This window comes from Kitasatospora sp. NPDC059817 (assembly GCF_042731835.1).
Classification (GTDB): Bacteria; Actinomycetota; Actinomycetes; order Streptomycetales; family Streptomycetaceae; genus Kitasatospora.
Genome location: NZ_JBHWIR010000014.1, coordinates 27,025 through 37,033, shown reverse-complemented (window position 1 = coordinate 37,033; position 10,009 = coordinate 27,025). Strand labels below are relative to the sequence as shown.

At 73.9% G+C, this 10,009-nt stretch carries 13 protein-coding genes; 7 read left to right on the top strand and 6 right to left on the bottom strand.

What is annotated here, in order from left to right; translation table 11 throughout:
• Nucleotides 1-259: 259 nt before the first annotated feature.
• Nucleotides 260-571 (top strand): helix-turn-helix transcriptional regulator, encoded by a 312-nt coding sequence (locus ACFV61_RS05325; protein WP_063348348.1) that lies wholly within the window; start codon nucleotides 260-262, stop codon nucleotides 569-571.
• A gap of 66 nt (nucleotides 572-637) precedes the next feature.
• On the opposite strand, the gene ACFV61_RS05320 is transcribed toward ACFV61_RS05325, so the two are convergent.
• Nucleotides 638-1,540 (bottom strand): class I SAM-dependent methyltransferase, encoded by a 903-nt coding sequence (locus tag ACFV61_RS05320; protein WP_380490233.1) that lies wholly within the window; start codon nucleotides 1,538-1,540, stop codon nucleotides 638-640.
• A gap of 120 nt (nucleotides 1,541-1,660) precedes the next feature.
• Nucleotides 1,661-2,659 (bottom strand): NAD(P)/FAD-dependent oxidoreductase, encoded by a 999-nt coding sequence (locus tag ACFV61_RS05315; RefSeq protein ID WP_063348350.1) that lies wholly within the window; start codon nucleotides 2,657-2,659, stop codon nucleotides 1,661-1,663.
• A gap of 225 nt (nucleotides 2,660-2,884) precedes the next feature.
• Between ACFV61_RS05315 and ACFV61_RS05310 the strand changes: the two genes are divergently transcribed.
• From ACFV61_RS05310 to ACFV61_RS05300, 3 genes are read left to right on the top strand one after another with little or no spacing between them, the layout of a single operon-like run.
• Entirely contained in the window at nucleotides 2,885-3,940 is a 1,056-nt protein-coding gene (locus ACFV61_RS05310; protein WP_380490231.1) for an aldo/keto reductase, read from the top strand.
• Between the two features lie 59 nt (nucleotides 3,941-3,999).
• Entirely contained in the window at nucleotides 4,000-4,275 is a 276-nt protein-coding gene (locus tag ACFV61_RS05305; protein WP_380427481.1) for a type II toxin-antitoxin system Phd/YefM family antitoxin, read from the top strand.
• Complete coding sequence (locus ACFV61_RS05300) at nucleotides 4,272-4,676, top strand: type II toxin-antitoxin system VapC family toxin (RefSeq protein ID WP_380427483.1); 405 nt, start codon at nucleotides 4,272-4,274, stop codon at nucleotides 4,674-4,676. Before ACFV61_RS05305 ends, ACFV61_RS05300 begins: the two co-directional genes overlap by 4 nt.
• 76 nt (nucleotides 4,677-4,752) lie before the next feature.
• On the opposite strand, the gene ACFV61_RS05295 is transcribed toward ACFV61_RS05300, so the two are convergent.
• The 3 genes from ACFV61_RS05295 to ACFV61_RS05285 form a co-directional block, all read right to left on the bottom strand.
• Entirely contained in the window at nucleotides 4,753-5,322 is a 570-nt protein-coding gene (locus tag ACFV61_RS05295) for a GNAT family N-acetyltransferase (protein WP_079135707.1), read from the bottom strand.
• A gap of 164 nt (nucleotides 5,323-5,486) precedes the next feature.
• Nucleotides 5,487-5,909: a DUF350 domain-containing protein gene (locus tag ACFV61_RS05290; protein WP_363581436.1), complete on the bottom strand. Its 423-nt coding sequence runs from the start codon at nucleotides 5,907-5,909 to the stop codon at nucleotides 5,487-5,489.
• Between the two features lie 121 nt (nucleotides 5,910-6,030).
• Nucleotides 6,031-6,519 carry an LURP-one-related/scramblase family protein gene (locus ACFV61_RS05285; protein ID WP_380490229.1) on the bottom strand — a complete coding sequence of 163 codons (489 nt, stop codon included), beginning with the start codon at nucleotides 6,517-6,519 and terminating at the stop codon, nucleotides 6,031-6,033.
• A gap of 91 nt (nucleotides 6,520-6,610) precedes the next feature.
• Between ACFV61_RS05285 and ACFV61_RS05280 the strand changes: the two genes are divergently transcribed.
• The gene (locus ACFV61_RS05280; RefSeq protein WP_063348354.1) at nucleotides 6,611-7,120 is read left to right on the top strand and encodes a GNAT family N-acetyltransferase; all 510 of its coding nucleotides are present in this window, start codon (nucleotides 6,611-6,613) and stop codon (nucleotides 7,118-7,120) included.
• Between the two features lie 38 nt (nucleotides 7,121-7,158).
• On the opposite strand, the gene ACFV61_RS05275 is transcribed toward ACFV61_RS05280, so the two are convergent.
• A complete protein-coding gene (locus tag ACFV61_RS05275) occupies nucleotides 7,159-7,413 on the bottom strand; it encodes a hypothetical protein (RefSeq protein ID WP_380490227.1) in 255 nt (84 codons plus the stop codon).
• A gap of 357 nt (nucleotides 7,414-7,770) precedes the next feature.
• Here ACFV61_RS05275 and ACFV61_RS05270 point away from each other — a divergent pair, with 357 nt between their 5' ends.
• Both ACFV61_RS05270 and ACFV61_RS05265 read left to right on the top strand, forming a co-directional pair.
• Complete coding sequence (locus ACFV61_RS05270) at nucleotides 7,771-8,004, top strand: hypothetical protein (protein ID WP_380373516.1); 234 nt, start codon at nucleotides 7,771-7,773, stop codon at nucleotides 8,002-8,004.
• Between the two features lie 47 nt (nucleotides 8,005-8,051).
• Nucleotides 8,052-9,881: an NHL domain-containing thioredoxin family protein gene (locus tag ACFV61_RS05265; RefSeq protein ID WP_380490225.1), complete on the top strand. Its 1,830-nt coding sequence runs from the start codon at nucleotides 8,052-8,054 to the stop codon at nucleotides 9,879-9,881.
• Nucleotides 9,882-10,009 lie beyond the last annotated feature (128 nt).

The following is a 10,009-nucleotide window of genomic DNA, read 5'->3' as shown; positions in this document are numbered from 1 at the left end:
GCCGGTGCTGTGCGCCACGATCACCGACGAGGACCGGCCCGGCTGGCCCCCCCGCTTCGGCGGCCTGGAGGGCTGCGCCCCGGGGCACGGCCCGGGGCCCGGGCCGTCCGCCAACTTCCCGACACCGGGGGGAATCTGACGCCACGTCACCGACGGTTCGTCCAAGTCATCGGCACCCCGCCGGGCGGCACCGCACTGCCCCACTGACCGGCGTCGGCTCGCCGAGGCCCTGCCGTAACACGCCGGTACGCTTCCAGCCATGGATGTTGACCTGGTCACCGCCCTGCGGGCGATCGCCAACCCGACGCGCCTGCAACTGCTGGCATGGTTGCGCGAACCCGAACGCCACTTCCCCCTGGAGGAAGCGGTCGCCGACCCGCGCGAGGTCGGCGTCTGCGTCAGCCACATCCAGGCCAAGGCCGGCCTCGCCCAGTCCACCGTCTCCGCCTACCTCGCCGAACTCCAGCGCGCCGGCCTCGTCCGCGCCACCCGCATCGGCAAGTGGACCCACTACCGCCGCGACGAGGCCCGCATCGCCGCCCTCATCACCGCTCTCGGTCACACCCTGTAGGCCTCTGCCGCAGCCGGGGCGGGGGAGCCCCCGCCCCGGAGGCGGCCGGCTCGGGCTCCGCAGTCGTCAGGCGGCCTTGCGGGCGGTGTGGACGGTCATGGCCGAGAGGAAGAAGGCGTCCGGGCGGTTCAGGATGCCGGTGGGGGTGTCCTCGGCGAGGAGGGCGTCGAGGGTGCTGCGGTCCTCGGGGGCGAGGTTGTCGGCGAGCTGGTCACGCAGACGGGCGAGTTGGGTGTGGAGGTGCTCGCGGGCGGGGCGGGCGAGCGGGGCCGGGTGGTCGATCAGGAAGGTACGGGTGCCGCTGGGGGTCAGACCGGCGCGGGTGAGCATGGCCGGCCAGTCCTCCACCTCTTCGGTGGCGCCGGGCAGTTCGGCACGCATGGTGCTGAAGCCGTCCTCGTGCACGGCGTCGAGCCGGGCCTGGAAGCCGGCCCGGCCGAGACCGAAGTCGCGCGGCAGGTAGCGCAGCGGCAGGCCGCGTTCGGCGACGGCCAGCAGGCCGCCGGGCCGGAGCGTCGCGGCGAGGGAGGTCAGGGCGGCCTGCTGGTCGCCGAGGTGGTGGATCGCGTTGCCGGACCAGATCAGGTCGGCCTCGCCGAGCTTGCCGAACTCGGCGGGCAGGTCGGCCTGCTGGGTGCTCAGACGGCCGCCGGAACGGGCCCGGGCGCGCTCCAGCAGGGCGGCCGACTGGTCGACGGCGACCGTCTCGGCCTCGGGGAAGGCGTCCGCGAGCAGTCCGGCGATCACCCCGGGCCCGCTGCCGACGTCGAGGACCCGCCGCACCCCGTCGGCCTCGCCGTGCAGGGACCGCAGCCACTGCGCGGCCCCGGTGATGGCGGGGGCGCGCAGTTCGGCCTCCCGCTCCAGGTGGGCGGCGAGGACGTCCCAGTCGAAGTCGGCGGCGGGGACGTGGCCGTGGTGGTGCCCGTGCTGGTGCCCCTGGCCGTGCTGGTGCTGGTGTTCGGACATCGTGGGTTCTCCGATCGTGGGTGACGGAAAGGTGCTGCAGTCGGAAGGGTGACGCTGGGCGAAGGTGCTGGGGGGAGCTGGGGGGGAGCTGGGGGGGAGCTGGGGGGAGCTTCCCCCAGCTCAGGCGGGAACGGCGGCGCCGGACGCGCGGTGTTCGGCGACCGCCCGTCCGATCTCCTCCGCGACGAGGTCGTGGTCGAGGTCGAACGCCGCCGCCGCGCCCATCCCGGCGGCGACGACGACCTGGGCCCGCGGGTCGGCGACGTTGCCGACCGCCCAGACGCCGGGGACGCTGGTGCGGCCGGCCCGGTCGGTGGTGACCCAGCCGTTCTCGTCCCGGGCGCATTCCAGGCCGAAGAGCAGCGCGTCCCGGGGCACCGGCTGCGGGAAGACGAACACGGCCTCGCGCGGCACCACCCGGCCGTCGGCGAGTTCCACGCCGCGCAGCCGGTCGGCGTCCGTCACCAGCTGGGTGATCCGGCCTTCGACGACCCGGACGCCGCGGGCGGCGAGCCGCTCCCGCTCGGCCCCGGTCGGCGTGAGGGTGTGCGTGATCAGGACGACGTCCGCGGACCACTGCCGGAGCAGCAGCGCCTGGTTGACCGCGCCCGGGCCGGTGCCGAGCACGCCGAGCGGGCGGTCGCGGACCTCGTAGCCGTGGCAGTACGGGCAGTGCAGCACGTCGCGGCCCCAGCGTTCGAGCAGGCCCGGGAGCTCCGGGAGCCCGTCGCGCAGGCCGGTGGCGACGACCACCCGGCGCGCGTGCAGCACGGGGCCGCCCGCCAGGTGGACGGCGAAGCCCGTCCCCGCGCCTTCGGCGTCCGCGACGCCCTCGACGTGGTCGACCCGGGCGTCGATCAGGTCGACCCCGTAGCCGGCGACCTCCGCCCGGCCGACCTCCAGCAGCGCCGCCGGGGGCATGCCGTCCCGGCTCAGGTAGCCGTGCATGTGGGCGGCGGGGGCGTTGCGCGGCTGGCCCGCGTCCACCACCGCCACCCGGCGCCGGGCCCGGCCCAGCACCAGCGCGGCGCTCAGCCCGGCCGCGCCCGCGCCGACCACCACCGCGTCGTACTCGTCCCGGGGGGCCGTCGGCCCCGTCGTCCTCATCGTGTCGCCCATGGCGCTCACCTCCACCGCCAGACTGCGACCGGACCAGCCATATCGGCAAGCTTTGTTGCCGTTTCCGCAAACGCCCGCGCCCACCCCGGCCACCGCCCGTCCGCTCCGCGCCACGGGCCCGGACTCCCCGAGTGGACGGGGATCCGGACCGACCCTTGCCATGGAGTGCACTCCAACTCCTAGCCTCTGACGCACCACCGACCCACCACCAGGGGGAGCAGCACCATGCGCTACCGCGTCCTCGGCGGCACCGGCATCGAAGTGAGCACCTACTGCCTCGGCACGATGATGCTCGGCTCCATCGGCAACCCCGACCACGACGACTGCGCCCGGATCATCAACACCGCGCTCGACCACGGCATCAACTTCGTGGACACCGCCGACATGTACTCGGCCGGCGAGTCCGAGGAGATCGTCGGCAGGACGCTGGCCGCCCGCGGCGACCGCGACGAGATCGTGCTCGCCACCAAGGGGCACTTCCCGATGGGCGAGGGCCACGGCCGCGGCGGCAACTCCCGGCGCTGGATCCTCCGGGCCGTCGAGGACAGCCTGCGCCGACTGCGCACCGACCGGATCGACCTCTACCAGATCCACCGGCCGGACCACACCACCGACGTCGAGGAGACCCTGTCCGTCCTCGGCGACCTCGTCCGGGCCGGCAAGATCCGCGCCTTCGGCTGCTCCACCTTCCCCGCCGAACAGATCGTCGACGCGCACCACGTCGCCGAGCGCCGCGCCCTGCCGCGCTTCCGCACCGAGCAGCCGCCGTACTCGCTGCTCGCCCGCGGCGTGGAGCGCGACGTGCTGCCCGTCGTCCAGCGGCTCGGCATGGGCGCACTGACCTGGAGCCCGCTCGCCTCCGGCTTCCTCACCGGCCGCTACCGCAAGGGCCGCCCGGCCGACCTGACCACCGGCCGCCCGACCCTCCACCCGGGCCGCTTCGACCCGACGCTGCCCACCACCGCGGCCAAGCTGGAGGCCGTCGAGGCCTTCACCGCCCTCGCCGGGGACCTCGGCCGCACCCTGCCCGAACTGGCCGTGGCCTTCCCGCTGGCGCACCCCGCCGTCACCTCGGTGATCCTCGGCCCGCGCACCCACGACCAGCTGGAGGCGGCCCTCAAGGGCGCCGACCTGGTCCTCGACGACGCCACGCTGGACCGCATCGACGCCATCGTCCCGCCCGGCACCAACGTCTACCACCCCGACGGCGTCTGGCAGCCCCCGTCCGTCACCACCCCCGCCCTCCGCCGCCGCCCCACCACGGACCGCCCGGCGGGATAGCCGGACCGGCCGCCCACGCCAGTGCGACACGGTGCATTACGGCGCGATACACTGACCCCATGAAGACCATCACGCAGCGCGAACTCGCAGCGCGGTCCAAGGCCGTGCTCGACGATGTCGAGGCCGGCGAGATCTACCACATCACCCGCAACGGCACCGAGATCGCCGAAGTCCGGCCGATCAGCGGTCGCCGCCGATTCGTCCCCGTCGAGGAACTCCAGCGAAAGTGGCGGAACGCGCCGACGGTCGACGCGGCGCGGATGCGCGCGGAAGCCGACGCCTTCTACGGCGATGAGGATCGGATCGGCGGCGACGACCCGTGGGAGCGGAAGTGACCGAGCGACACCAACGCGGACTGCTCGACACCTGCGTCGTGATCGATCTGCCGCAGATCGATCCACAGCTCCTGCCAGCCGATGCCGCACTGTCGTCCATCGTGCTGGCCGAACTCGCCCAGGGCGTCGCCATGGCCAAGGACCCGGTGCAGATGATGGCCAGGGCCCAGCGACTCGCGGACGTGGAGGCGGAGTTCGCCACTCTCCCCTTCGACCGCGAGGCGGCTCGGCGGTTCGGCACCCTGGTCGCCCTCACGATCCAGGCCAAGCGGGACCCCCGCCCCCGCCGCATGGACCTGATGATCGCGGCGACGGCGGCCGCCCACGGCCTGCCGCTCTACACGCGGAACGCGGGCGACTTCGTCGGCCTGGAGCAGGGCGTCGACGTCATCCCCGTGTGACGAACGGCCCCGCTCCAGCGGCGCCGTCGCCACTTCCGGACGGATCGCCACCACCGGCCGCCCCGCAGGAGGCCGGCTACTCCCTCGGGGCGGCGAAGCAGTGGACCACGACCGTGCGGTCGGCGGCCCACTGCTGTTCGCCGCTGCCGAGCCAGGTCCAGCCGAGGCGGCGGTAGCAGGCGTTCGCCGGGGCTGCGGTGGCGAGGACGTCGAGGACGGGGTGGAGGCCGAGCGCCCGCGCGTGCGCCACGGCGGCCGCCGCCAGCCGTGCGCCGATCCGGTGGCCGCGCGCCGTGGGGGCGACGTAGAGCCGGCCGATCACGGCGGTGAGTTCCGGGCGGCCGCCGGTGCGGCGGCTCCACAGGCCAGGGGCGACGTCGCCGGGCGCACTGCGGGAGAGGCCCACGTGGCCGACCGGGCGGCCGTCCAGTTCGGCGACCCAGGCGGCGAGCAGGCCCCCGGGGGTGAGCCAGGCGGCGGGGCGGTCGGGCCAGTCGGCGGGGTAGCCGTCGGTGGTGTGGACGTCGCCGAGCACCCGGACGCAGTCGGCGAGGTCGGTGACGCGGCGCCGTCGGACGGACACCCCTGCCCCGGCCTGCCGCGAGCCGGACGCGACGACGTTGGCGCGTTCTTCAAGGTCAGCCATGCCGGTACGTTACCGGCCGGGCCCCACCGCCGCAGCAGGTCGGCGACCCCGGTCGGATCCTCCTCGCCACCGACGACGCCACCGACGACGCCACCGCCGCCCGCCGGCCGACGCTCCATCAGCCGAACGTGCGGCCGGGCGCTCCCGGGCGCACGGGCGGGCCGTCAGGCGATCGCGGCCGACACCACCGCCGCGACCGCGATGTTGCAGCTGGCCGAGACCCAGACCGCCGGGTGCGGCTCCGGCTCGACCAGGATCGCGCCGAGCCTGCCGGGCGTCAGCAGGTCCACCGCCCAGAAGGCGACGGCCATCAACACCAGCCCGAGCAGGCCGTAGCAGGCGGTCGAGACCAGGCCCTTGGCGAAGTCCGCGTAGGTGTACATGATCGCGGTGAAGACGATGCCACCGATGCCGAGCAACGCGGAGCTGAGCAGCACGGCGGCGTTGCGGTTGCGCTCGACCCAGATCTGGTGGCCGAGCCTGCCGGGCGTCAACAGGTCCACCAGGCCGACACCGAGGAGCAGCAGCACCACCCCGAGGGCTCCGTAGGCGGCCGCCGCGCCGAGCCCGTGCAGGATGTCGTTCATCGTGGTCCCAGCCCCCGGTCCGCTCGCCGATCCCCGACCGGCCTGGTCAAGGGTTGGCAAAAGATACCCCACCGGGGCGAGCGGCGGACCGGGGAAGCGGAGCCCCCTGGCGTCAGTCGGGTCAGTGTTCCTCGTGCACCAGGTGGTCGACGCAGGCGGCGATCGCGAGCAGCAGACCGGTGTCGGCGCCGTCGGCGATCTCCACGCCGTAGGTGTCCCGGATCCGGAACCACTTGCGGGAGATCCGGGCGAGGTCGTCGCCGTGGTGGTTCTCGATCCGGTAGTCCTTGTCGATCAGGTCGCCGTGGATCTTCAGCTCGCCGCCGGAGGCCAGCTCCACCAGGTACTTGTCACGGAACGGGGTGAACAGCTTCTCCCGGACGGTCACGATCACCTCGCCGTCGGCGTCCTCGATCTTCATCGCGTCGCGGACGGTGAACGCCTTCTCCTTCACCACCGCGACCACCCGCCCGTGCGCGTCCTTCAGCTCGAAGGTGTGCCGCAGCCGCAGCACCTTGCCGTCCACCAGGTACGCCTTGTGGCCCCGGTCGTCCTCGATCCAGTAGTCGTCTCCGACTGCGAACAGCTTCTCCCTGACCAGGTACCGCACAGCGGCCTCCTCCGTGTCGACGTGACCCCCATTCGACCCGATCCCCCCACCCGCCGGGAAGCACCGCCACACACGGGCGTTCAATGGCGGCATGCGTCCCGACCCCACCGCCCCGCTGCACAGCGAGCGCCTCGACCTCCTCCCGATCGGCCCCGAGCACGCCGAGGAGCTGGCCGCCGCCCTCGCCGACCCCGCCCTGCACGCCTTCACCGGCGGCTCCCCGGCCACCGCCGACGACCTGCGCGTGCGCTACGCCCGGCTCGCCGCCGGCTCCCCCGACCCCGCCGAGACCTGGGGCAACTGGGCGCTGCGGCTGCGCGCCGACGGCCGCCTCACCGGCTACGTCCAGACCACCGTCAGCCCCGGGGCCGCCGATCTCGCCTGGGTCGTCGGCACCCCCTGGCAGGGCCGCGGCCTGGCCACCGAGGCCGCCCGCGCCCTGCTCTCCCACCTCGCCGCCGCCGGCGTCAGCACCGTCACCGCCCACATCCACCCCGACCACCACGCCTCCGCCGCCGTCGCCCGGGCCCTCGGCCTCACCCCCACCGACGAGCAGCAGGACGGCGAGACCCGCTGGCAGGCGGAGCTCCCCCGACCCTGACCCGGACCTGACCCGGCCATGGCCCTGCCCTGACGCCCTCAGTCCTCCTCGCCCGGCGCCGGATGCGGGTTGACGGCCTGCCCGTCGATCGGCTGCCCCCAGTCGTCGTCGCCCTCGGCCCCCACGCAGTACCCGGAGCCCTCCACCCACCCCCCGGCGTCCTGGCACTGCTCCGCGGTGACGTCACGCGGAGCAGGCCGGGCGGCGGCCGCCGAGGCGGTGCCGGCACCGGTGGCGAGCAGGACAGCGGTCGCGACCGTCAGGGCCGACCGGAGCAGGGGTGAGGTGATCATGCGGACAACGACAGCACGAACCCCACCCCCCACCCCACCGACACGCCCGCCACCCCGCCCGCGCCCCCACCACGACCGCCGCCCTTACCGCCCCAGGACCAACATGTACCGGTCAGCCCCTTGGCAGCCCCAGAGTTGATAAGTTCAATTAGCCACTCACGATGTGTATCAACTCTGGGGAGAGCGACGTTGGCCGGACGAGGCAGGCCCAGCCGCAGTACCGTCTAAAACCGACTCATCGATCTCGGGTATCCGCCGACCATCATCTTCAAGCGACAGCGCGACGCCTATCTGGCCGCGCTGCGCAGGGCGGACACCGGAGACTGCGGCACCCTCGGCGAGCTGATCGCCAGGGCGATGGAAGACAATCTCAACCGTTTCATCGTCCCCAACGTGGCCGGCCCCGCGAGGATGGTCCCGCTCGCGGCGCTCGTCGATGAAGAGCTGTCCCTCGCAGCGCTCCGGCAAGCGGCACAGCGTGGCCGTCTGAACGCCGTACAGGGCTCCGACGGAGTCTGGCGCTCGTCACGTAAATCCGTTGCCGCCTACAAGGCCGCCAAACATCAGCGCAGGCCACGTTCCACGGCATGACACCCGGCCCCGGAATGCAAGCAGGCGCAGTGCGGTTTGATTGAGGCATGGCATCTCGTGCACGTGTACGCGCCCCCGAGCTGGTCGGGGCAGGCGGTTGGCTGAACACCGGTGGCAAGGAGCTGACGCTCGCCGACTTCCGGGGCAAGATCACCATCCTGGACTTCTGGACGTTCTGCTGCGTCAACTGTCTGCACGTCCTGGACGAGCTGCGGGAGTTGGAGGAGAAGCACCGGGGCACCGTGGTGATCGTCGGGGTGCACTCGCCGAAGTTCGTGCACGAGGCGGACCACCAGGCCGTGGTGGACGCGGTCGCCCGGTACGAGGTGCACCACCCGGTGCTGGACGATCCGGCGCTGGCGACGTGGAAGCAGTACGCCGTGCGGGCCTGGCCGACGCTGGTGGTGATCGACCCGGAGGGGTACGTGGTCGCCCAGCACGCGGGTGAGGGCCACGCGCACGCGATCGCGCGGCTGGTGGAGGAGTTGGAGGCCGAGCACGCGGCGAAGGGCACGCTGCGCCGCGGCGACGGCCCGTACGTGGCGCCGGAGCCGACCGCGGGGGATCTCAAGTTCCCGGGCAAGGCGGTCCGGCTGCCCGGCGGGCACTTCCTGGTCGCCGACTCCGGCCACCACTCGCTGGTGGAGCTGGCCGAGGACGGCGAGACGGTGGTCCGCCGGATCGGCGACGGGCAGCGCGGTCTGGTGGACGGCACCAGCCCCCGGTTCAGCGAGCCGCAGGGGCTGGCGCTGCTGCCGGAGGGCTCGGACTTCGACGTGATCGTGGCCGACACCGTCAACCACGCGCTGCGCGGGGTGCGGCTGGCGGACGGCTCCGTGGCCACGCTGGCGGGCACCGGCCGCCAGTGGTGGCAGGGTTCGGCGACCGAGGGCCCGGCCCGCGAGGTGGACCTCTCCTCGCCGTGGGACGTCGCCTGGTTCGACGGCCGGGTGTGGATCGCGATGGCCGGCGTGCACCAGCTGTGGGCGTACGACCCGGCCGCCGGCACGGTCGGCGTCGCGGCCGGCACCACCAACGAGGGCCTGGTGGACGGGCCCGTCGGCGAGGCCTGGTTCGCCCAGCCGTCCGGTCTGGCGGTCTCGGCGGACGGCGAGCGGCTGTGGGTGGCCGACTCGGAGACCTCGTCGATCCGGTGGATCAGTCGATCGGAGGGGGCACGTGAAACCGGGGCGGTCCACACCGCCGTCGGCACCGGCCTCTTCGACTTCGGCCACCGGGACGGCGCGGCCGCCCAGGCGCTGCTCCAGCACCCGCTGGGCGTCACCGTGCTGCCGGACGGCTCGGTGGCGATCAGCGACACCTACAACCACGCGCTGCGCCGTTTCGACCCGGCGAGCGGCGAGGTCACCACGCTGGCCACCGACCTGCGCGAGCCGTCCGGCGCGGTCCTGGTGGACGGGGACATCGTGGTGGTCGAGTCGGCCCGGCACCGGCTGACCAGGCTGCGGCTGCCGGAGGAGGCTGTGCGGGTCGAGTCGGTCGCGCACCGCACCCGGCGGGCGGCCACCGAGGTCGCGCCGGGCGCGTTCCGGCTGGACGTGGTGTTCTCGGCGCCGAGCGGCCAGAAGCTGGACGAGCGGTACGGCCCGTCGACCCGGCTGCTGGTCAGCGCGACCCCGCCCGAGCTGCTGGTCTCCGGCGCGGGCGCGGACAGCGACCTGTCGCGCGAGTTGGTCCTCTCCGAAGAGGTCACCGAGGGCGTGCTGCACGTCTCGGCGATGGCCGCGTCCTGCGACGACGATCCGGAGATCGAGTTCCCGGCCTGCCACGTGCACCAGCAGGACTGGGGCGTGCCGGTGAAGCTGGTCGCCGACGGCGCCCGCCGGCTGCCGCTGGTGCTCGCCGGCCTGGAGTAGCCCTGGAGTGGCCCGTCCAGTGCGGAAGGGGGGGGGGGGGGGGGGCGGCCCCCGGGGCCCCCGCCCGGGGGGGGGGGGGGACCCCCGGGCCACCCCCCCCCCAACACCGCAAAGAGCCGGGGAGCGGC

Excerpts from the sequence above, each read along its gene's own strand:
- ACFV61_RS05325 (WP_063348348.1), top strand. The coding sequence starts at position 260 with ATGGATGTTGACCTGGTCACCGCCCTGCGGGCGATCGCCAACCCGACG.
- ACFV61_RS05320 (WP_380490233.1), bottom strand. The coding sequence starts at position 1,540 with ATGTCCGAACACCAGCACCAGCACGGCCAGGGGCACCAGCACGGGCAC.
- ACFV61_RS05315 (WP_063348350.1), bottom strand. The coding sequence starts at position 2,659 with ATGGGCGACACGATGAGGACGACGGGGCCGACGGCCCCCCGGGACGAG.
- ACFV61_RS05310 (WP_380490231.1), top strand. The coding sequence starts at position 2,885 with ATGCGCTACCGCGTCCTCGGCGGCACCGGCATCGAAGTGAGCACCTAC.
- ACFV61_RS05305 (WP_380427481.1), top strand. The coding sequence starts at position 4,000 with ATGAAGACCATCACGCAGCGCGAACTCGCAGCGCGGTCCAAGGCCGTG.
- ACFV61_RS05295 (WP_079135707.1), bottom strand. The coding sequence starts at position 5,322 with ATGGCTGACCTTGAAGAACGCGCCAACGTCGTCGCGTCCGGCTCGCGG.
- ACFV61_RS05290 (WP_363581436.1), bottom strand. The coding sequence starts at position 5,909 with ATGAACGACATCCTGCACGGGCTCGGCGCGGCGGCCGCCTACGGAGCC.
- ACFV61_RS05280 (WP_063348354.1), top strand. The coding sequence starts at position 6,611 with ATGCGTCCCGACCCCACCGCCCCGCTGCACAGCGAGCGCCTCGACCTC.
- ACFV61_RS05275 (WP_380490227.1), bottom strand. The coding sequence starts at position 7,413 with ATGATCACCTCACCCCTGCTCCGGTCGGCCCTGACGGTCGCGACCGCT.
- ACFV61_RS05270 (WP_380373516.1), top strand. The coding sequence starts at position 7,771 with ATGGAAGACAATCTCAACCGTTTCATCGTCCCCAACGTGGCCGGCCCC.
- ACFV61_RS05265 (WP_380490225.1), top strand. The coding sequence starts at position 8,052 with ATGGCATCTCGTGCACGTGTACGCGCCCCCGAGCTGGTCGGGGCAGGC.